General features: G+C 70.4%; 17 protein-coding genes and 1 pseudogene. 7 read left to right on the top strand and 11 right to left on the bottom strand.

Annotated features, from left to right (window positions below; all coding sequences use genetic code 11):
- Nucleotide 1: 1 nt before the first annotated feature.
- Nucleotides 2-754: an SDR family oxidoreductase gene (locus tag OG735_RS10970; RefSeq protein ID WP_327322953.1), complete on the bottom strand. Its 753-nt coding sequence runs from the start codon at nucleotides 752-754 to the stop codon at nucleotides 2-4.
- Nucleotides 755-810: 56 nt separating this feature from the next.
- On the opposite strand from OG735_RS10970, the gene OG735_RS10975 reads away from it, so the two are divergent.
- From OG735_RS10975 to OG735_RS10990, 4 genes are read left to right on the top strand one after another with little or no spacing between them, the layout of a single operon-like run.
- Complete coding sequence (locus OG735_RS10975) at nucleotides 811-1575, top strand: enoyl-CoA hydratase family protein (protein ID WP_327322954.1); 765 nt, start codon at nucleotides 811-813, stop codon at nucleotides 1573-1575.
- Nucleotides 1572-2423 carry a CoA transferase subunit A gene (locus tag OG735_RS10980; protein ID WP_327322955.1) on the top strand — a complete coding sequence of 284 codons (852 nt, stop codon included), beginning with the start codon at nucleotides 1572-1574 and terminating at the stop codon, nucleotides 2421-2423. The genes OG735_RS10975 and OG735_RS10980 overlap by 4 nt, the downstream gene beginning before the upstream one ends.
- Nucleotides 2420-3151 carry a CoA-transferase subunit beta gene (locus tag OG735_RS10985; protein ID WP_327322956.1) on the top strand — a complete coding sequence of 244 codons (732 nt, stop codon included), beginning with the start codon at nucleotides 2420-2422 and terminating at the stop codon, nucleotides 3149-3151. Before OG735_RS10980 ends, OG735_RS10985 begins: the two co-directional genes overlap by 4 nt.
- Complete coding sequence (locus tag OG735_RS10990; protein ID WP_327322957.1) at nucleotides 3151-4221, top strand: NAD(P)H-dependent flavin oxidoreductase; 1071 nt, start codon at nucleotides 3151-3153, stop codon at nucleotides 4219-4221. The genes OG735_RS10985 and OG735_RS10990 overlap by 1 nt, the downstream gene beginning before the upstream one ends.
- A 210-nt stretch (nucleotides 4222-4431) precedes the next feature.
- Here OG735_RS10990 and OG735_RS10995 read toward each other — a convergent pair whose 3' ends face one another.
- The 5 genes from OG735_RS10995 to OG735_RS11015 form a co-directional block, all read right to left on the bottom strand.
- On the bottom strand, nucleotides 4432-6009 hold the full coding sequence (locus OG735_RS10995) for a DEAD/DEAH box helicase (RefSeq protein WP_327322958.1): 1578 nt from the start codon (nucleotides 6007-6009) through the stop codon (nucleotides 4432-4434).
- A 93-nt stretch (nucleotides 6010-6102) separates the two neighbouring features.
- Nucleotides 6103-6306, bottom strand: a complete 204-nt coding sequence (locus tag OG735_RS11000) for a cold-shock protein (protein WP_003969786.1) — start codon at nucleotides 6304-6306, stop codon at nucleotides 6103-6105.
- A 195-nt stretch (nucleotides 6307-6501) separates the two neighbouring features.
- On the bottom strand, nucleotides 6502-7659 hold the full coding sequence (locus OG735_RS11005) for an acetyl-CoA C-acetyltransferase (RefSeq protein ID WP_327322959.1): 1158 nt from the start codon (nucleotides 7657-7659) through the stop codon (nucleotides 6502-6504).
- 17 nt (nucleotides 7660-7676) lie between these two features.
- On the bottom strand, nucleotides 7677-8294 hold the full coding sequence (locus tag OG735_RS11010; protein WP_327322960.1) for a TetR/AcrR family transcriptional regulator: 618 nt from the start codon (nucleotides 8292-8294) through the stop codon (nucleotides 7677-7679).
- Between the two features lie 15 nt (nucleotides 8295-8309).
- Entirely contained in the window at nucleotides 8310-9098 is a 789-nt protein-coding gene (locus OG735_RS11015; RefSeq protein ID WP_327322961.1) for an SDR family oxidoreductase, read from the bottom strand.
- Between the two features lie 46 nt (nucleotides 9099-9144).
- On the opposite strand from OG735_RS11015, the gene OG735_RS11020 reads away from it, so the two are divergent.
- The 3 genes and pseudogenes from OG735_RS11020 (at nucleotide 9145) to OG735_RS41900 (ending at nucleotide 12023) form a co-directional block, all read left to right on the top strand.
- On the top strand, nucleotides 9145-10404 hold the full coding sequence (locus tag OG735_RS11020) for an acyl-CoA dehydrogenase family protein (RefSeq protein ID WP_327322962.1): 1260 nt from the start codon (nucleotides 9145-9147) through the stop codon (nucleotides 10402-10404).
- A pseudogene (locus tag OG735_RS11025) lies at nucleotides 10404-10976 on the top strand (acyl-CoA dehydrogenase family protein); the annotation flags it as partial. The gene OG735_RS11020 and the pseudogene OG735_RS11025, both read left to right, overlap by 1 nt.
- A 42-nt stretch (nucleotides 10977-11018) precedes the next feature.
- A complete protein-coding gene (locus OG735_RS41900; protein ID WP_442812597.1) occupies nucleotides 11019-12023 on the top strand; it encodes an acyl-CoA dehydrogenase family protein in 1005 nt (334 codons plus the stop codon).
- 9 nt (nucleotides 12024-12032) lie between these two features.
- Here OG735_RS41900 and OG735_RS11035 read toward each other — a convergent pair whose 3' ends face one another.
- From OG735_RS11035 to gltB, 5 genes are all read right to left on the bottom strand, one after another.
- Nucleotides 12033-12506 carry a pyridoxamine 5'-phosphate oxidase family protein gene (locus tag OG735_RS11035; protein ID WP_327322963.1) on the bottom strand — a complete coding sequence of 158 codons (474 nt, stop codon included), beginning with the start codon at nucleotides 12504-12506 and terminating at the stop codon, nucleotides 12033-12035.
- A 4-nt stretch (nucleotides 12507-12510) separates the two neighbouring features.
- Nucleotides 12511-13116 carry a HutD/Ves family protein gene (locus OG735_RS11040; protein ID WP_327322964.1) on the bottom strand — a complete coding sequence of 202 codons (606 nt, stop codon included), beginning with the start codon at nucleotides 13114-13116 and terminating at the stop codon, nucleotides 12511-12513.
- Nucleotides 13113-13832, bottom strand: coding sequence for a vWA domain-containing protein (locus tag OG735_RS11045; protein WP_327322965.1), 720 nt, complete (start codon nucleotides 13830-13832; stop codon nucleotides 13113-13115). The genes OG735_RS11040 and OG735_RS11045 overlap by 4 nt, the downstream gene beginning before the upstream one ends.
- A gap of 227 nt (nucleotides 13833-14059) precedes the next feature.
- Nucleotides 14060-15520, bottom strand: coding sequence for a glutamate synthase subunit beta (locus OG735_RS11050; RefSeq protein WP_327322966.1), 1461 nt, complete (start codon nucleotides 15518-15520; stop codon nucleotides 14060-14062).
- Nucleotides 15513-20072 (bottom strand): glutamate synthase large subunit, encoded by a 4560-nt coding sequence (gene gltB, locus OG735_RS11055; protein WP_327322967.1) that lies wholly within the window; start codon nucleotides 20070-20072, stop codon nucleotides 15513-15515. Before gltB ends, OG735_RS11050 begins: the two co-directional genes overlap by 8 nt.
- Between the last annotated feature and the right edge of the window lie 257 nt (nucleotides 20073-20329).

The raw sequence follows: 20329 nt of genomic DNA on the forward strand, positions 1-20329 counted from the left end.
CTCACGTCTCCTTGTTGACAGTTGCGGCATCGAGGAAGGCGGGGCGTTCCCCGCCCCCGTGCACCAGCAGCGAGGCTCCGCTCACATACGCCGCCCGCTCCGAGGCGAGGAAGACGGCCGCGTCACCGACCTCCGACGGCTCGGCCGGCCGCCCCAGCGGCACGGTGCGGCCGACCGCCGCGATGCCCTCCTCGTCCCCGTAGTGCAGATGGGAGAGTTCGGTACGCACCATCCCGAGGACAAGCGTGTTCACGCGCACCTCGGGCGCCCACTCCACGGCCATGGACCGGGCCAGGTTCTCCAGTCCCGCCTTCGCCGCCCCGTACGCCGCCGTGCCCGGGGACGGCCGGCCGCCGCTGACGCTGCCGATCATGACGATCGATCCGCCGGCCGCCTTGAGATGTCCGTACGCGGCGAGCGAGGCGGTCAGTGGCGCGGTGAGATTGAGCTCGATCACGCGGGCGTGGCGGGCCGCGTCGCCTTCGCCGAGCAGCCGGTACGGTGTCCCGCCCGCGTTGTTGACGAGAGTGTCGAGCCGGCCGTGCCGCGCCACGACCGAGTCGAAGAACTCCCCCACCGCGGCGGGATCGCGCAGATCGAGCGCTACGAACTCGGCTCCGGCGACGGGGACTTCCGGGGGTCTGCGCGCACAGACCACCACCTCGGCGCCCGCCCGCAGAAAGGCCCGCGCGATGCCCGCGCCCACGCCCCGCGTGCCGCCGGTGACGACGGCGACCCTCCCGTCCAGCTCCATCGGCTGCTACCTTTCTCACCTAACAAATGTTTGGTGGAAAGGTAGCTGATCCGCTCATGGGTGTCTCCACCGCACGCCCCGAGAAGGGCATCTGTGTCGTCACGGCCGACTTCCCACCCGTCAACGCACTTCCCGTACAGGGCTGGTACGACCTCGCCGACGCCCTCCGCGCGGCCGGCCGCGACCCCGGGATCCGCTGTGTCGTCCTGGCCGCCGCGGGCCGCGGCTTCAACGCGGGCGTCGACATCAAGGAGATGCAGCGCGACACCGGACACACCGCGCTCGTCGGCGCCAACCGCGGCTGTTACGAGGCCTTCGCCGCCGTCTACGAGTGCGAGGTGCCGGTCGTCGCGGCGGTGAACGGCTTCTGCCTTGGCGGCGGTATCGGCCTTGTCGGCAACGCGGACGTGATCGTCGCCTCCGACGACGCCACCTTCGGCCTGCCGGAGCTGGACCGGGGCGCGCTCGGCGCGGCCACCCATCTCGCCCGTCTCGTCCCCCAGCATCTGATGCGCGCGCTCTACTACACCTCGCGCACCGCCACCGCGCGGGAGCTGCACGCCCACGGCTCGGTCTGGAAGGTCGTCCCGCGCGAGGAACTGGCAGCCGCAGCCCTGGAGTTGGCGCGGGAGATCGCCCGGAAGGACGGTTGTCTGATCCGGCTGGCCAAGGCCGCCATCAACGGCATCGACCCCGTCGACGTACGCCGCAGCTACCGCTTCGAGCAGGGCTTCACCTTCGAGGCCAACCTCAGCGGTGTCGCCGACCGCGTCCGCGACGCCTTCGGCAAGGACACCTTCGGCGAGGAGGACCGAGCGTGACCGACAAGACCATGACGCCCGACGAGGCGGTGTCCGGGTTCCGCAGCGGAATGACGATCGGCATTGGCGGCTGGGGCTCGCGCCGCAAGCCGATGGCGCTGGTGCGGGCACTGCTCCGTACCGAGATCACTGATCTCACCGTCGTGTCCTACGGCGGCCCCGACATCGGCCTCCTCGCCGCCGCCGGCCGGATCCGCAGACTCGTCACGGCGTTCGTCACCCTCGACTCGATCCCGCTCGAACCGCATTTCCGCGCCGCCCGCGAGCGCGGCGACTTCGCGCTCACCGAGATCGACGAGGCGATGTTCATGTGGGGGCTGCAGGCGGCCGCCAACCGGCTGCCGTTCCTCCCGGTCCGGGCCGGTATCGGATCCGATGTCATGCGGGTCAACCCCGGGCTGCGGACGGTCACTTCACCGTACGAGGACGGCGAGGAATTCGTCGCCGTACCGGCCCTGCGGATGGACGCGGCGCTCGTCCACCTCAATCGCGCCGACCGGCTCGGCAACGGCCAGTATCTGGGCCCCGATCCGTACTTCGACGATCTGTTCTGCGAGGCCGCCGACTCCGCGTGGGTCTGCTGCGAGCAGCTCGTCGAGACCGCCGAGCTCACCAAGGACGCCGTACCGCAGACCCTGCTGGTCGGACGTCACTCGGTCACCGGCGTGGTCGAGACACCGAACGGCGCGCACTTCACCTCCTGCGACCCCGACTACGGCCGCGACGAGGCCTTCCAGAAGCTGTACGCGTCCACCCCCTGGCCGGAGTTCGCCGGGCGTTTCCTCTCCGGCACGACCGAGCATGACTACCAGTCCGCCGTCCGGACCTGGCACAAGGAGCAGCAGTGACCGTCAGCCGTTCCGAGTACTGCGTCGTCGCCTGCGCCGAGGCCTGGCGGGAGAACGGCGAAGTACTGGCCGCCACCATGGCCCCCGTCTCCTCCTTCGGCGCCCGGCTGGCCAAGCGCACCTTCTCCCCCGACCTCCTTCTCACGGATGGCGAGGCGATGCTCGTCGACCTCGACGGCGCGACGGAGGGCTGGCTGCCGTACCGCCGGCACCTGGCCATGGTCACCGGCGGAAAACGGCACGTCATGATGGGCGCGAGCCAGATCGACCGCTTCGGCAACCAGAACATCTCCTGCATCGGCGACTGGGAGCGGCCCGCCCGCCAGCTGCTCGGCGTACGCGGGGGACCCGTCAACACCCTCAACAATCCGGTCAGTTACTGGGTGCCCAGGCACTCCGCCCGCGTCTTCGTCGAGCGCGTCGACATGGTCAGCGGCGTCGGTTACGACAACGCGGCCGCCGCGGGCCCGTCCGCGGCCCGCTACCACCGGATCCCGCGCGTCGTCTCCAATCTGGGCGTCTTCGACTTCGCGACCCCCGACCGCTCGATGCGGCTCGCGTCCCTGCACCCGGGTGTCACGGTCGAGCAGGTCCAGCAGGCGACCGGCTTCGCGGTCACGATCCCCGCCGACGTCCCCTACACCCGCGAGCCCACCGCTGCGGAGCTGCGGCTGATCCGCGAGGTGATCGACCCGAAGGGCACACGCGAGCGCGAGGTCCCGGCATAGTGGAGACGGCCCTCACCGGACTCACCGGTGTCCGGCATCCCATCGTGCAGACCGGCATGGGCTGGGTCGCGGGGCCCCGCCTGGTCTCCGCCACCGCCAACGCCGGCGCACTCGGCATCCTCGCCTCCGCGACGATGACCACCGACCAGCTGCGCCAGGCCGTCCGCGAGGTCATGTCCCGTACGGACGCGCCCTTCGGAGTCAATCTCCGCGCCGACGCCGGGGATGCCCGCGACCGGGTCCGGATCATCATCGACGAGGGCGTGAAAGTCGCCTCCTTCGCTCTCGCGCCGTCCCGCGAGCTGATCGCCGAGCTGAAGGACGCGGGCGTGGTCGTGATCCCGTCCATCGGGGCCCGCCGGCACGCGGAGAAGGTGGCGGCCTGGGGCGCGGACGCGGTGATCGTCCAGGGCGGTGAGGGCGGCGGCCATACCGGCGATGTCGCAACGACCGTGCTGCTGCCGCAAGTTGTCGACGCGGTCGATATTCCGGTGATCGCGGCGGGCGGCTTCCACGACGGGCGGGGACTGGTCGCGGCGCTCGCCTACGGAGCGGCGGGCATCGCCATGGGCACCCGGTTCCTGCTCACCTCGGACTCGACGGTGCCGGACGCGGTCAAGGCCCGCTACCTCGCAGCGACCGTCAAGGACATCAGGGTGACCACGGCCGTCGACGGGCTTCCGCACCGCATGCTCCGTACGGAGCTGGTCGACTCGCTCGAGGGGGCAGGCCGTACAAGAGCGCTGGCGCAGGCCGTACGCCGTGCCGCCGGCTTCAAGAAGCTCTCGGGTCTGTCCTGGTCGCAGATGATCCGCGACGGTCTGGCGATGAAGCACGGCAGGGAGCTCAGCTGGAGCCAGGTCCTGCTGGCCGCCAACACCCCGATGCTGCTGAAGGCTTCGATGGTCGACGGCCGCACGGACCTCGGTGTGATGGCATCGGGGCAGGTGGCGGGGCTGATCGAGGACCTTCCGAGCTGCGATGAGCTGGTCAGACGTGTGATGACCGAGGCGGCGCGGGTACTCGACGCGCTGCCTCGGGCTGCTCCCCCACCCCGCCCGGTCCCGTGACTGGGGGCAAGCCCCCAGCCCCCGTACGGCCTTCGGCCGCGTCCTCAATCGCCGGACTGGCTGGGTTTCCCGCCCGTCCGGCGGGAAACCCAGCCTTGCCAGCGACAATAAGCCCCGCCGGCGGACATCCCAGCCCCTCCGGCGACAATCAGCCAGCCTCGCCGGCGATTGAGGCGCGGGGTTCGGGGCGGAGCCCCGACAAGGCCGGCGCTACGCCGCGGTGCGGCGACCGCCCTGACCGCCCCGCGCCGGACGACCGCCCTGACGAGCCTGTCCGCCCTGTCCGCCCTGAGCGCCCTGCCCGCCCTGTCCACCACGCCGGCCACGGCTGCGGCCACTTCCACTGCCACCGCCACTGCCACCGCCCTGCGCGGACCGGCCCCCCTGGCTCGGAACCTGCGCACGACGTCGCTGCGGCCGCTGCTGCTGCACGACCGGCTGCGGCACCTCGATGGTGATGGCGACACCGGAGGGCTCGCGCGCCCCGGTGATGCGGCTGAGCTCCTCGTCGCTGGACTTGACCCTGGCGGTGCGCGGGCTGATGCCCGCGTCCGACATCAGCCGGGTCATCTCGCGGCGCTGCTCGGGCAGCACCAGCGTCACGACGCTGCCGGACTCTCCGGCCCGGGCGGTGCGCCCGCCGCGGTGCAGATAGTCCTTGTGGTCGACGGGCGGGTCGACGTTCACGACCAGGTCGAGATCGTCGACATGGATGCCGCGGGCCGCCACATTGGTGGCGACCAGCGCGGTGACCTGCCCGTTCTTGAACTGGTCGAGGGTGCGGTTGCGCTGCGGCTGCGAACGACCGCCGTGCAGCGCCGCCGCCCGTACACCGCTGGACAGCAGCCGCTTGGCGAAACGGTCCGCCGCGCGCTTGGTGTCCACGAAGAGGATCACCCGGCCGTCACGGGCCGCGATACGCGTGGCCACGGCCTTCTTGTCGGTCTCGTCCGCGACGTGCAGCACATGGTGCTCCATCGTGGTGACCGCGCCCGCGGACGGGTCGACGGAGTGCACGACGGGGTCGGTCAGGAACATCCGTACGAGCCGGTCGATGTTCTTGTCCAGCGTCGCCGAGAAGAGCATCCGCTGACCGTCCGGCTCAACCTGCTTGAGCAGCGCCGTGACCTGCGGCATGAAGCCCATGTCGGCCATCTGGTCGGCCTCGTCGAGGACGGTGATCGACACCCGGTCGAGCGCGCAGTCGCCGCGCTCGATGAGGTCCTTGAGCCGCCCGGGCGTGGCCACGAGCACCTCGGCGCCACGCCGCAGCGTGCCCGCCTGCTTGCTTATCGACAGACCGCCGACGACCGTGGCCAGCCGCAGCTGCACCGAGGTCGCGTACGGCGAGAGTGCGTCGGTGACCTGCTGCGCCAGCTCACGGGTCGGTACGAGAACGAGCGCGAGCGGTGCCCGCGGCTCGGCCCGCCGGCCCGCGGTGCGGGCGAGCAGCGCAAGCCCGAAGGCCAGGGTCTTGCCCGAGCCGGTGCGCCCGCGGCCGAGGATGTCGCGGCCGGCGAGAGAGTTCGGCAGCGTGGCGGCCTGGATCGGGAAGGGCTCGGTCACGCCCTGAGCCACGAGGGTCTTCAGCAGGGCGGCCGGCATGTCCAGCTCGTCGAACGCCTCGACGACAGGCAGCGCGGGGGTGGTGGATTCCGGCAGCGTGAATTCCTGCGGGGCCGCCACCTTGCGGGCGGGAGCCTTGCCGGAGCCCTTGGCAGGGCCCTGGGCGCGAGAATTGACCGGGCGCTTTCGGGTCGGGCGGGCCGGGCGTTCGGAGCGAGTCATGCGGATATTGCCCTCCTGGGCATGTGAGACAGCACAAGCCGGGGCCCGCACCTTGACGGTGCGGGCCCCGGCTGCGAGGTTCGCGTCCGGATATTAGGCCGGGACGATGTTCTCCGCCTGCGGGCCCTTCTGGCCCTGCGTGACGTCGAAGGAAACCTTCTGGCCTTCCTGGAGCTCACGGAAGCCCGAGGTGGCGATGTTCGAGTAGTGGGCGAAGACGTCGGCGCCGCCGCCGTCCTGCTCAATGAAGCCGAAGCCCTTTTCCGAGTTGAACCACTTCACGGTTCCAGTAGCCATGTCATTCTCCTAAAACAGGGGCAAGCCGGAAACTCACACCTCGTGAGTTTCCCGTCGCTGCATTGAGCCCCATCCGGAGATCCGGAAACAAAATGTGCGCCTGAGGAAGCATTCCCGTCAGGCGCACACGAAGTTCATGGGTACCAAAACTGCAACGCCGCTACCGTAGCACGACCCGACCGGAAAGGCCCGTGATCACAGCCGCTCGATGATCGTCACGTTCGCCTGACCTCCGCCTTCACACATCGTCTGCAGTCCGTATCGCCCACCGGTGCGCTCGAGTTCATGCAGCAGCGTCGTCATCAGCTTCACGCCCGTCGCGCCCAGCGGATGCCCCAGCGCGATCGCTCCGCCGTTCACATTGACCTTGTCCGGGTCCGCGCCGGTCTCCTTCAGCCAGGCGAGCACCACGGGCGCGAAGGCCTCGTTGATCTCGACCAGGTCGATGTCGCCGATCGACATGCCGGCCTTCTTCAGCGCGTACGCCGTCGCCGGGATCGGGGCCGACAGCATCCGGATCGGATCCTCGCCGCGCACCGAAAGGTGGTGGATACGCGCGCGCGGCACAAGGCCGTGCTCGGCGACGGCCCGTTCGCTCGCGATCAGCATCGCCGCCGCGCCGTCCGAGACCTGGGAGGAGCAGGCCGCCGTGATGGTGCCGCCCCCCATGACGGGCTTCAGACCCGCCATCTTCTCCAGCGATGTGTCGCGGCGCGGCCCTTCGTCCGCCGTGACCTCGCCGTACGCCACCAGCTCCCGTTCGAAGCGGCCCTCGTCGGCGGCGCGGACCGCCCGCCGGTGGGAACGGAGGGCGAACTCCTCCATGTCGCGCCGCGAGATCCCCCACTTCTCGGCGATCAGCTGCGCGCCGTGGAACTGGTTGACCGGCAGGTCGCCGTAGCGGGCCCGCCAGCCCTCGCTGCCCGCGAAGGGACCCACCGTCAGCCCGAGCGCTTCGGCCGCCTGCCGGGACGCGAAGGCGATAGGGATCTGCGTCATGTTCTGGGTGCCGCCGGCGACCACCAGGTCCTGAGTGCCGGAGAGCACTCCCTGTGCGGCGAAGTGGACCGCCTGCTGCGAGGAGCCGCACTGCCGGTCGACCGTCACGCCCGGCACCTCCTCCGGCAGACCGGCCGCCAGCCATGCCGTACGGGCGATGTCGCCGGCCTGCGGGCCCACCGTGTCCAGGCAGCCGAAGACGACGTCCTCGACCGCCGTGGGGTCCACACCGGTCCGTGCGACGAGGGCCCCCAGGACATGCGCGCCGAGGTCGGCCGGGTGGACACCGGCCAGTCCCCCTCCTCGCCTGCCCACCGGCGTGCGTACCGCTTCGACTATGTATGCCTCGGCCATGACGGCTCCTCGATCGGTCAGCTGCGTACGGCGATACCGTCCAGCACCATCGACAGGTACTGACGGGCGATCTCCTCCGGGCTGTGCTGCCCGCCCGGCCGGTACCAGGACGCCGCGACCCACACCGTGTCGCGGACGAACCGGTACGTGAGGCGGATGTCCAGGTCGGCGCGGAAGACCTGGCCCGCGACCCCGCGCTCCAGCGTCCCCAGCCACGCCTTCTCGAACTTCTGCTGCGAGTCCGTGAGGTAGTGGAAGCGCGGCTGAACCGCCAGATGCCTGGACTCCTTCTGGTAGATGGCGACGGCGGCGCGGTGCCGGTCGATCTCCCGGAAGGACTCGGTGACGAGCGCCTCGATGGTCTCCCTGGGCCCGAGCCCGGCGGCGAGCACGGCGTCGTAGCCCTGCCAGAGCTCGTCCAGGAAGGTGGAGAGGATCTCGTCGAGCATCGATTCCTTGGAATCGAAGTGGTAGTAGAGGCTGCCGGCGAGCATTCCGGCCCGGTCCGCGATCTTGCGGACGGTGGTGGCGTTGTAACCCTGCGCGGCGAACACCTCGGCGGCGGTGTCGAGGAGCTCGCGGCGGCGCTCGGGCGTGGCGCTCACCTGGTTCTTCTTCTTGCTTCTTGTCGGCACGGGACCATTCTCGTCCTACGCATGCTGACTGCTGATGGAGACGACCTCGCCGGTGAGATACGAGGAGTAGCCGCTGGCGAGGAAGACGATGGCGTTGGCGATCTCCCAGGGTTCGGCGTACCGCCCGAAGGCCTCCTTGGCGGTCAGCTCTGTCAGCAGCTCGGCCGAGGTGACCTTTACCAGGTGCGGGTGCATGGCGAGGCTGGGGGCGACGGCGTTGACGCGTACGCCGTACTCGGCCGCCTCGACCGCCGCGCACCGGGTGAGCGCCATGACTCCGGCCTTGGCGGCGGCGTAGTGGGCCTGACCGGCCTGGGCGCGCCAGCCGACGACGGAGGAGTTGTTGACGATCACTCCGCCGCGTCCGGTTGTCCTGAAGGAGCGCAGGGCGGCGCGGGTGCAGCGGAAGGTGCCGTTCAGGGTGACGTCGAGGACCTTGCCCCACTGGTCGTCGCTCATGTCGACGAGTGCCGCGGTGCCGCCCAGGCCGGCGTTGTTGACGACAATGTCGAGGCCGCCGTGCTGCCGTACGGCCGTGTCGAACAGCGCCTGGACCCGGGCCTCGTCGGTGACGTCGCAGGGCAGTGAGGTCACGGCCGCCGCGCCGAACTCCTCGGCGAGCGCCTCCTGCGACTCCTTCAGGCGGCAGGCGTGCGCGTCGCTGATGAGGATGCGCGCGCCCTCCTCCAGGAACTTCCGGGCGGTCGCTCCGCCGATCCCGGCTCCGGCCGCGGCGGTGATGACGGCGGTACGGCCCTTCAGAAGGCCATGGCCGGGTACGTACTGCGCCCTGTTGTTCGTCACAGCGGCACGTTAACCTACCAAACACTTGTTAGGGAAGGATGCGCGAATGGACCTGGACCACTCCGCCGACGAGGAAGCCTTCCGGGCCGAGGCCCGCGCCTGGCTCGCCGCGAACGTGCCCGCCGAGCCCCTGCCCTCCCTGGAGACCGAGGAGGGCTTCGCGGCCCACCGCGCGTGGGAGGCGCGGCTGTACGCGGACCGCTGGTCGGTCGTCTCCTGGCCGCGGGAGTACGGCGGGCGGGGCGCCGACATCTTCGGCTGGCTGGCCTTCGAGGAGGAGTACTACGCGGCGGGCGCGCCGGGACGGGTCTCGCAGAACGGCATCAACCTCCTCGCCCCGACGCTCTTCGACCACGCCACCGAGGAGCAGCGCGCCCAGGTGCTGCCCGCGATGGCGAGCGGCGAGGTCGTCTGGGCACAGGCCTGGTCCGAGCCGGAGTCCGGCTCGGACCTCGCGTCGCTGACGTCGCGGGCCGTACGGACAAACGGCGGCTGGCTGCTCAGCGGCCAGAAGACCTGGTCCTCGCGGGCCGCGTTCGCCGACCGCGCGTTCGGCATCTTCCGCACCGGTTCGGAGGCGCGGGTCGCCGGTCCCGAGACACGGGTCGCCGGTCCGGGGGCGGAGGTCGCCGGTCCCGAGGCACGGGTCGCCGGTCCGGGGGCGGAGGTCGCCGGTCCAAAGGCGTCGCGGCCGCATCAGGGTCTGACGTATCTGATGTTCGACCTGTCGGCGCCGGGTGTGACGGTCCGGCCGATCGGCAGGCTCGACGGCAAGCCCGCCTTCGCCGAGCTCTTCCTCGACGATGTCTTCGTCCCCGACGAGGACGTGATCGGCGAGCCGGGCCAGGGCTGGCGGATCGCGATGTCCACGACCGGCAACGAACGGGGGCTGACCCTGAGGTCGCCCGGCCGTTTCCTGGCTGCGGCGGAGCGTCTCGTACGGCAGTGGCACGCGTCGGCCGACCGGCCGGAAGGCCACGACACCGCGCTGCGCGACCGGGTGGCGGACGCGGTGATCGGCGCGCGTGCCTATCAGCTTTTCACCTACGCCAACGCGTCGCGCTTCGCGGCGGGCGAGAGCATCGGCGCCGAGTCCAGCCTGAACAAGGTCTTCTGGTCCGAGTACGACATCGCGCTGCACGAGACCGCGCTCGATCTGCTGGGCGCGGAGGGGGAGTTGGCCGACTCCGACTGGTCCGAGGGCTATGTCTTCTCGCTGGCGGGCCCCATCTATGCCGGTACGAACGAGATCCAGCGCGACATCATCGCCGAGCGTCTGCTCGGCCTCCCGAAGGGCCGCCGCTGATGCGTTTTCTGCTCACGGATGAGCAACAGGCGTTCGCGCGCTCGCTGGACGCGATGCTCACCGCCGCGGACACACCGTCGGCGGTACGGGCGTGGTCGGCGGGCGACCACGCCCCGGGCCGGACGCTGTGGTCGCGCCTCGCGGAGGCGGGGGTCTTCGCGCTTGCGGCCCCGGAAGCGTACGAGGGCGTAGGGCTGCTACCGGTGGAACTGGCGGTAGCCTTCGTGGAGTTGGGCCGTCATGCGGTGCCGGGCCCGGTGGTCGAGACGGTCGCGACGGCGGCGCTGCTGACGCATCTGGCCGAGCACGGCGACGCGTCACCGGCGAAGCGGCTGCTGCCGGGCCTGGCGACGGGTGAGTCGACGGCGACGCTGGCGATGACGCTGCCACCGACGGGGTGCGGTCCGTACGCGCTGGACGCGGACGCGGCGACGGTGACTTTGGTGGTGTCGGGAGGGGACGCGGCGGACCCGTCTGGCGTGTTGGGCGACACGGCGACCGCCCCCCGCCTGGCGACAGCCGGCGCGGGCGGAACGCCCGCCGCCGAGGGCACCGGTACGGGCAGCGGCGCCGACCACGGGCCGGCCACCCCCCGCGCGGACACGGCGGGCGCGCTGGGCGACCCGGACACCGGCCCCCGCCTGGCAACAGCCCGCACAGCCGCAACGCCAGGCGCCGCGGACACCAGTACGGGCAGCGGCGCCGACCACGGGCCGGCCACCCCCCGCGCGGACACGGCGGGCGTGTTGGGCGACCCGGACACCGGCCCCCGCCTGGCAACAGCCCGCACAGGCACGACGCCCGCCGCCGCGGACACCAGTACTGGCAGGGGCGCCGACCACGGGCCGGCCACCCCCCTCGCAGACGCGGCGGGCATGTTGGGCGACGCTGCCGCCGGCCCCCGCTGGGCGATAGCCCGCACAGGCACGACGCCCGCCGCCGCGGACACCAGTACGGGCAGCGGCGCCGACCACGGGCCGGGCACTCTCCTCGCGGACGCGACAGCCGCCGTCGGTGCCGGTACACGTGACCGCATCGGGCCGGCCACTCCCCGCGCGGACGGGACAGACGGCTCTCGGTACGCGCAGCTGCTCATCGCCCCCGGGCACGGCCCCGTACACACATCCGCCGACCCCGCGCGGCGGCTGGCGAGACCCGGCGCCGGGGGCGAGGTTCTTGCCGAAGGGCCCCACGTGGCCGCCGCCGCCGCGTACGCGGCGGATGTCGCCGCCTTGACCACCGCCGCGCAGGCCCTCGGCGTCGGGCTCGCGCTGCTCGACCGGACCGTTGCCCATGCCAAGCGGCGCCGTCAGTTCGGCGCGGCCATCGGCTCCTTCCAGGCGGTCAAGCACCGGCTGGCCGACACTCTGATCGGTCTCGAATTCGCCCGGCCGCTCCTCTACGGAGCCGCCCTCTCGATGGCTGCCACCGATATCGCCGCGGCCAAGGCCACCGCGGGCGAGGCCGCGTACGCCGCCGCCCGCACCGCTCTGCAGCTGCACGGCGCGGTCGGTTACACCGATGAGCTCGACCTCTCGCTCTGGCTGCGCAAGGCACGACCGCTGCGGGACGCCTGGGGCACCCCCGCCCAGTGCCGGGCGCGGGTGCTGGCGGCATGAGCGGAAGGCTCAGCGACGCCGGACGGTGCGTACGGCTCCGCCCGGCAGCCAGGACCGTACGACCAGCTCATCTCCGTCGACGGACGTCTGCACCACCTCGCCCAGCTCGACCCGGAACAGATGGAACGGCTCCGGCGGCTTGACCTCGGCCACGAATCGCCCGAGCACCTCAGGATCCGTCACCTCCACCGCACGCCCGCCGATCCGGACGTCGCCGCCTGCCATGGAGTCGTCGGGGCCGGGATTCGCCTGTACCGCGAAGCGCGGATCGCGCTGGAGGTCCTGCGCCTTGCGGGAGTCCGGCATCATGCCGAGCCACAGCTCGCCGAAGCGGAAGTCCACTTCGAGTCCGGTCACCCGCGGGGATCCGTCCTTGCGGAGGGTGGCCAGGACATGGTGCTTGTACTGCTGGAACCGCCGCTGAACGGTCTCGGCGAAGTCCGGCTCCGCCGCCCGGAAATCTGCCCATGTGCTTGATGTCATGACGCTATCGAACCGCGAAATCCCGACATCTTCTGTCGGGATTCTCTGTGCTTGGCTCGGACAGGGTGACGACCGCCGCGTGCCCCTCCGTGTGCAGCGAGCCGGGCGAGGCGTCCAGCACCGCGGCGTCGTACTGCCCGAGCGTCACGCGCGCCTCCTTGAGGACCGCCGTCCCGTCCAGCGCGACGATCACCACTGTCGAGCCGGACGGGACCACGACCAGCAGTCCTCCCCGTACCACCGAGGTCAGGCACGCCGTACGGCTCCTGCGGCGCATGACGTTGAAGTTGACGACGGGCCCGGCGAGCAGCCGGCCGTCGGTCTCCACATCGCCGGGGAAGTCGTAGGGCCGGTACCGCTCGTCCGCGAGCATGTGCTTCCCGCCGACCGTGAGGTCCATCCCCGCGCCCTCGACCACGGTCAGGGTCCGGTCCACGTCCGGGAACGCGGAGAACGGTCCGTCCGCGCCGACGTCCGCGAGGCTGATCCGCCAGTCGAAGGCGTCCATGGGCGCGCCTTCGGGCGAGGCGGTGATCTCGCGGGTGACGCCGCCGCCGTTCTTCCAGGGCATGGCCGTACGGTCGGCCGCGCGCAGCACCCGTACCGTCATCGCACGATGCCCTGCGCACGCGCCGCGGCCAGCCAGAGCGGGAACTCGGCGACCAGCCGGTCGTACAGCTCGGCGTCCGGGACCTGGCGCGGATCGAGTCCGGCGTGGAAGAAGCCGGCGTTGTCGACGGCCCGCCTGGCGGGTACGGCCAGCTCGTCGAGCTTGTGCAGGAAGTCGAACTGCGAGCTGCGCTTGTTGCCGAAGCCGATGAACTGCCAGAACAGCGGGAGCTTCGCCGCCTTGCACAGATAGCGTTCCGCGGCGTGCTTGCTGATCGGACCGCCGTCCGTCTGGAAGACGACGAGCGCGGGCGCGGTCGAGCCGCTGTCGAGGTAGTGGTCGATGACAGCGTCCATGGCCAGGTGGTAGCTCGTCCTGCCCATGTGCCCGAGGCCCGCCACGATCCGGTCGACCCGCCCGTGGTGGTTGTCCAGGGCGATGTCCGTGACTGCGTCGACGTCCGTCGAGAAGAAGACGACGGGCACCCGGCCGTCGTCGTCGAGATGGGCGGACAGGCCGAGCACCCGGTCGGCGAGGGCCTGCACGCTGCCGTCCTTGTAGTACTCCTTCATGGAGCCGGAGTAGTCGAGCACCAGATAGACGGCGGCGCGCTCCTCGTTCAACCGGTGCTTCTCCAAGGAGACACCGGCGCTCTTGTAGAGGCTGACGAGCGCGGGCGCGGTCTCCTCGATCTTGCGGAGACTGATGGCCGCCATGCGGGGCTCCGTTCGTTCACCGGGACGGGAGAGTTGAGGTTACGTCACCCGTACGGGGACCCTTCGGCTCGGCAGCGTGCCCCGCCGCATGGGGCGACTTCGTCTTGTATGCCGCCCCCGGCTGAACGTGCCGCGGCGCCCACCCAGTGTCCGGTCGGGGACAGGGCAGGCGCCGCGTTGAGTTCCGTACGCCGTTGTACGGGACCGTATGAGGGGTTGAGCGGTGATCAGACCGTCAGCGAACGGTCCGTCGGGCGGATCGGGGCCGGCAGCTCACTGACACCGGTCAGGAAGCGGTCCACACCGCGCGCCGCCGAGCGGCCCTCGGCGATCGCCCACACGATCAGCGACTGGCCACGGCCCGCGTCACCGGCGACGTACACGCCGCCCACGCTGGTCGCGAAGTCCGCGTCCCGCGCGATGTTGCCGCGCTCGTCCAGCGCCAGGCCGAACTGCTGGACCAGCCCGTTCTCCTGGTCCGTGCCCGTGAAGCCCATCGCGAGCGTGACCAGCTGCGCCGGGATCTTCCGCTCCGTGCCCGGCTTCTGCTCCAGCTTGCCGCCCTTGAACTCCACCTCCACGAGGTGGAGGAACTGGACGTTGCCGTCCTCGTCGCCCTCGAAGTGGGTGGTGGAGACGGAGTAGACCCGCTCGCCGCCCTCCGCGTGCGCCGAGGTGACCTTGTAGAGCATCGGGAAGGTCGGCCACGGCTGACCCGCCGGACGGTCGTCGCCCGGTCGCGGCATGATTTCCAGCTGTGTGACGGAGGCCGCGCCCTGGCGGTGGGCCGTACCGACACAGTCCGCGCCCGTGTCACCGCCGCCGATGACCACGACGTGCTTGCCCTCCGCGGTGATCGGAGGAGCGACGAAGTCGCCCTCCTGCACCTTGTTGGCGAGCGGCAGGTACTCCATGGCGAAGTGGATGCCGTTCAGCTCACGGCCCGGGACCGGCAGGTCGCGCGAGACAGTCGCGCCGGCCGCGATGACCACCGCGTCGTACCGCTTACGCAGCTTCGCGGCGTCGATGTCACGGCCGATCTCGATCTCGGTGCGGAACTTGGTGCCCTCCGCGCGCATCTGCTCGATACGGCGGTTGATGTGCACCTTCTCCATCTTGAACTCGGGGATGCCGTACCGGAGAAGGCCTCCGATGCGGTCCGCGCGCTCGTAGACGGCGACCGTGTGACCCGCCCGGGTCAGCTGCTGGGCGGCGGCGAGGCCCGCCGGGCCCGAGCCGATGACCGCGACCGTCTTGCCGGACAGACGCTCCGGCGGCTGCGGCTTGACGTCGCCGGTGTCCCACGCCTTGTCGATGATCGAGACTTCGACGTTCTTGATGGTGACGGCCGGCTGGTTGATGCCGAGGACGCAGGCCGACTCGCAGGGCGCCGGGCACAGCCGCCCGGTGAACTCCGGGAAGTTGTTGGTCGCGTGCAGCCGCTCGCTCGCCGCCGACCAGTCCTCGCGGTACGCGTAGTCGTTCCACTCGGGGATGAGGTTCCCCAGCGGACAGCCGTTGTGGCAGAACGGAATACCGCAGTCCATGCAGCGCCCGGCCTGCTTGCTGATGATCGGCAGCAACGAACCGGGAACGTAGACCTCGTTCCAGTCCTTGACGCGATCCGCGACGGGGCGGGTCTCGGCGACCTCTCGGCCGGTGGTCAGGAAGCCCTTGGGGTCAGCCATTGGTCGCCGCCTCCATCATCTTCTCGGTGGTCTCCTGCTCGGAGAGACCGGCGAGCTCAGCGGCGTCCTTGGCGGCGAGCACTGCCTTGTACGTGGTCGGGATGATCTTGCTGAAGCGGTCCACCGCAATGGACCACTCGGCCAGCAGCTTCGACGCGACGGTCGAGCCCGTCTCCTCCTGGTGGCGGCGCACGACATCGTGCAGCCACTGCTTGTCGGAGTCGTCGAGGGCCTCGACAGCGCCGAGGTTGCCCACGTTGACGTTGTCGCGGTCGAGGTCGATGACGTACGCGACGCCGCCGGACATACCGGCCGCGAAGTTACGTCCGGTCTCGCCGAGCACCACCGCGTGACCGCCGGTCATGTACTCGCAGCCGTGGTCGCCCACGCCCTCCGAGACAACCGTGGCACCGGAGTTTCGGACGCAGAACCGCTCGCCGGTCCGGCCGCGCAGGAACAGCTCGCCGCCGGTCGCACCGTAGGCGATGGTGTTGCCCGCGATGGTGGAGTACTCGGCGAGGTGGTCGGCGCCCCGGTCCGGGCGGACGATGACGCGGCCGCCGGAGAGGCCCTTGCCGACGTAGTCGTTGGCGTCGCCCTCCAGCCGCAGCGTCACACCGCGCGGCACGAAGGCGCCGAAGGACTGGCCGGCCGATCCGGTGAAGGTGATGTCGATGGTGTCGTCGGGCAGGCCCGCACCGCCGAACTTCCTGGTCACCTCGTGGCCGAGCATCGTGCCGACGGTGCGGTTGATGTTGCGGATCGCGACCTGCGCACGCACCGGCTGGGCGTCCTCGGCGGAGGCGGCGTTCAGAGCCTCGGCGGCCAGCTCGATCAGCTCGTTGTCGAGCGCCTTCTCCAGACCGTGGTCCTGCTCGACCAGCTGGTGGCGTACGGCGCCGTCCGGCAGCTCGGGGACGTAGAAGAGGGGCTCGAGGTTGAGGCCCTGTGCCTTCCAGTGGTCCACGGCCCGCTCGGTGTCCAGCAGCTCCGCGTGGCCGACGGCCTCTTCGATCGTACGGAAGCCCAGCTCGGCGAGGAGCTCGCGGACCTCCTCGGCGATGAACTCGAAGAAGTTGACGACGTGTTCGGCCTTGCCGGAGAACCGGTCGCGCAGCACGGGGTTCTGTGTGGCGATGCCGACCGGGCAGGTGTCCAGGTGGCAGACGCGCATCATGACGCAGCCGGAGACGACGAGCGGCGCGGTCGCGAAACCGAACTCCTCGGCGCCCAGCAGCGCGGCGATGACGACATCGCGGCCGGTCTTCAGCTGGCCGTCGGTCTGTACGACGATGCGGTCGCGCAGGCCGTTGAGCAGCAGGGTCTGCTGGGTCTCGGCGAGGCCGAGCTCCCACGGGCCGCCCGCGTGCTTCAGCGAGGTGAGCGGCGAGGCGCCGGTACCGCCGTCGTGGCCGGAGATGAGGACGACGTCCGCGTGCGCCTTGGAGACACCCGCGGCCACCGTGCCGACACCGACCTCGGAGACCAGCTTCACGTGGATACGCGCGGCCGGGTTGGCGTTCTTGAGGTCGTGGATCAGCTGAGCCAGATCCTCGATGGAGTAGATGTCGTGGTGCGGCGGCGGCGAGATCAGACCTACACCCGGGGTGGAGTGCCGGGTGCTGGCGATCCACGGGTAGACCTTGTGACCGGGCAGCTGGCCGCCCTCGCCGGGCTTCGCGCCCTGCGCCATCTTGATCTGGATGTCGTCCGCGTTGACCAGGTACTCGCTCGTCACACCGAAGCGGCCGGAGGCGACCTGCTTGATGGAGGAACGGCGCTCCGGGTCGTACAGCCGGTCCGCGTCCTCGCCGCCCTCACCGGTGTTGGACTTGCCACCCAGCCGGTTCATGGCGATGGCGAGGGTCTCGTGCGCCTCGCGGGAGATGGAGCCGTACGACATGGCGCCGGTGGAGAAGCGCTTGACGATCTCGGAGACCGGCTCGACCTCGTCGATGGAGATCGCTTCCCGCTCGGACCTGAAGCCGAAGAGACCGCGCAGCGTCATCAGGCGCTCGGACTGCTCGTTGACCCGGTCCGTGTACTTCTTGAAGATGTCGTAGCTGCGCGAGCGCGTGGCGTGCTGCAGCCGGAAGACCGTCTCCGGGTCGAAGAGGTGCGGCTCGCCCTCGCGGCGCCACTGGTACTCGCCCCCGATCTCCAGCGCACGGTGCGTGGCGGAGATGCCGGAGGCCGGGTAGGCCTTGGCGTGCCGGGCGGCGACCTCCTTGGCGACGACCTCGAGACCGGCTCCGCCGATCTTCGTGGCGGTGCCGTTGAAGTACTTCTCCACGAAGGCGTCGTCGAGACCGACGGCCTCGAAGACCTGCGCGCCTCGGTAGGAGGCGACCGTCGAGATGCCCATCTTGGACATGACCTTCAGGACGCCCTTGCCGAGGGCGTAGATGAGGTTGCGGATGGCCTGCTCGGGCTCCAGGCCCTGGATGAACGTACCGGCGCGGACCAGGTCCTCGACGGACTCCATCGCCAGGTACGGGTTGACGGCGGCGGCGCCGTAGCCGATGAGGAGCGCGACATGGTGCACCTCGCGGACATCGCCGGCCTCGACCAGCAGACCGACCTGTGTGCGCTGCTTGGTGCGGATGAGGTGGTGGTGCACGGCGGAGGTGAGCAGCAGCGACGGGATCGGCGCGTGCTCGGCGTCCGAGTGCCGGTCGGAGAGGACGATCAGTCGGGCGCCGTCCTCTATGGCCGCGTCGACCTCGGCGCAGATCTCCTCGAGACGGGCGGCGAGGGCGTCACCGCCGCCGCTGACCCGGTAGAGACCGGAGAGCGTCGCGGCGGTCATGCCCGGCATGTCGCCGTCGGCGTTGATGTGGATGAGCTTGGCCAGCTCGTCGTTGTCGATCACCGGGAAGGGCAGGGTGACGCTGCGGCAGGTCGCGGCGGTCGGCTCCAGGATGTTGCCCTGCGGGCCGAGCGAGGAGCGCAGCGAGGTGACGAGCTCCTCGCGGATGGCGTCCAGCGGCGGGTTGGTGACCTGCGCGAAGAGCTGGGTGAAGTAGTCGAAGAGCAGCCGGGGGCGCTGGGACAGGGCCGCGATCGGCGAGTCCGTACCCATGGAGCCGAGCGGCTCACCGGCGGTACGGGCCATCGGCGCGAGGATGACGCGCAGCTCCTCCTCGGTGTACCCGAAGGTCTGCTGGCGGCGAGTGACCGAGGCGTGGGTGTGGACGATGTGCTCACGCTCGGGAAGGTCCTCGAGCTCGATCTCGCCGGCTTCCAGCCACTCCTGGTACGGCTGCTCGGCGGCGAGGGAGGACTTGATCTCGTCGTCCTCGATGATGCGGTGCTCGGCGGTGTCGACGAGGAACATCCTGCCGGGCTGGAGGCGGCCCTTGCGGACGACCTTCGCGGGGTCGATGTCGAGGACGCCGACCTCGGAGGAGAGGACGACGAGTCCGTCGTCGGTCACCCAGTAGCGACCGGGTCGCAGACCGTTGCGGTCGAGGACCGCGCCGACCTGGGTGCCGTCGGTGAAGGTGACGCAGGCCGGACCGTCCCAGGGCTCCATCATCGTGGAGTGGTACTGGTAGAAGCCGCGCCGGGCCGGGTCCATGGAGTCGTGGTTCTCCCACGCCTCGGGGACCATCATCAGCACGGAGTGCGGCAGCGAGCGGCCACCGAGGTGGAGGAGCTCGAGGACCTCGTCGAAGGAGGCGGAGTCGGAGGCGTCCGGCGTGCAGACCGGGAAGATCCGCTCCAGCTTCTCGGCTCCGAAGAGGTCGGACACGAGCTGCGACTCGCGGGCGCGCATCCAGTTGCGGTTGCCCTTGACCGTGTTGATCTCGCCGTTGTGCGCGACGAAGCGGTACGGGTGGGCCAGCGGCCAGCTCGGGAAGGTGTTCGTGGAGAACCGCGAGTGGACGAGCGCGACGGCCGTGGCGCAGCGCCGGTCGGAGAGGTCCGGGAAGAAGGGCTCCAGCTGGCCGGTGGTCAGCATGCCCTTGTAGACGATCGTGCGGGCGGAGAGCGACGGGAAGTAGACCCCGGCCTCACGCTCGGCGCGCTTGCGCAGCACGAATGCCTTGCGGTCCAGCGCGATACCCGTGCTCGTACCGTCCGAGACGAAGAGCTGCGAGAAGGCCGGCATGGTGGCGCGGGCGCCGCTGCCGAGCAGATCCGGGGTGACCGGGACCTCGCGCCAGCCGAGGACGTTCAGACCCTCCTCGGCGGCGATCGTCTCAATGCGTGAGACGGCGTTGGAGCTGTCGTCGGCCGGCAGGAAGGCGATTCCGACGGCGTACGCACCGGCCTCGGGGAGGTCGAAACCGCTGACCTCGCGCAGGAAGGCGTCCGGGACCTGAAGCAGGATGCCGGCGCCGTCACCCGAGTCGGGCTCGGAGCCGGTGGCACCGCGGTGCTCCAGATTCCGCAGTACGGTCAGCGCCTGCTCGACCAGCTCATAGCTGGGAACACCGGTGAGGGTGGCCACAAACCCGACGCCGCATGCGTCGTGTTCGTTACGGGGGTCGTACATCCCCTGGGGGGTGGGGCGACCGTCCATGGGCGACCAGGCGTCGGAACGCATCGGCTCTCCCGTCGTCGTCGTGGCAAATACAGCTGCCGAGGGACGACGTTGGCCCTCCGCGAAATTTCGTGCAGATTACATGATGGAGTGCTTCTCGAAAAGTGGATAGCTGGTTCCAGCATGCGGACACCGCGCGAAGCGGTGGAGGTGGGTCAAGTCGGACAGATCGATGTCCGCAAGCCCGTCGCAGAGCAGGCCTCATTGCCCGCAGTGTCTACGGCTCATGCCCGGTGATTAAGGACTCGAAACCGTCGAGT

Source organism: Streptomyces sp. NBC_01210, from assembly GCF_036010325.1.
GTDB lineage: Bacteria > Actinomycetota > Actinomycetes > Streptomycetales > Streptomycetaceae > Streptomyces.

What these genes read in the sequence shown, in the direction of transcription:
- OG735_RS11045 (WP_327322965.1), bottom strand. Translation starts at nt 13,832, where the DNA reads ATGGCGGCCATCAGTCTCCGCAAGATCGAGGAGACCGCGCCCGCGCTC.
- gltB (WP_327322967.1), bottom strand. Translation starts at nt 20,072, where the DNA reads ATGCGTTCCGACGCCTGGTCGCCCATGGACGGTCGCCCCACCCCCCAG.
- OG735_RS11000 (WP_003969786.1), bottom strand. Translation starts at nt 6,306, where the DNA reads ATGGCTACTGGAACCGTGAAGTGGTTCAACTCGGAAAAGGGCTTCGGC.
- OG735_RS11020 (WP_327322962.1), top strand. Translation starts at nt 9,145, where the DNA reads ATGGACCTGGACCACTCCGCCGACGAGGAAGCCTTCCGGGCCGAGGCC.
- OG735_RS10970 (WP_327322953.1), bottom strand. Translation starts at nt 754, where the DNA reads ATGGAGCTGGACGGGAGGGTCGCCGTCGTCACCGGCGGCACGCGGGGC.
- OG735_RS10995 (WP_327322958.1), bottom strand. Translation starts at nt 6,009, where the DNA reads ATGACTCGCTCCGAACGCCCGGCCCGCCCGACCCGAAAGCGCCCGGTC.
- OG735_RS11050 (WP_327322966.1), bottom strand. Translation starts at nt 15,520, where the DNA reads ATGGCTGACCCCAAGGGCTTCCTGACCACCGGCCGAGAGGTCGCCGAG.
- OG735_RS11035 (WP_327322963.1), bottom strand. Translation starts at nt 12,506, where the DNA reads ATGACATCAAGCACATGGGCAGATTTCCGGGCGGCGGAGCCGGACTTC.
- OG735_RS10975 (WP_327322954.1), top strand. Translation starts at nt 811, where the DNA reads ATGGGTGTCTCCACCGCACGCCCCGAGAAGGGCATCTGTGTCGTCACG.
- OG735_RS11005 (WP_327322959.1), bottom strand. Translation starts at nt 7,659, where the DNA reads ATGGCCGAGGCATACATAGTCGAAGCGGTACGCACGCCGGTGGGCAGG.
- OG735_RS11040 (WP_327322964.1), bottom strand. Translation starts at nt 13,116, where the DNA reads ATGACGGTACGGGTGCTGCGCGCGGCCGACCGTACGGCCATGCCCTGG.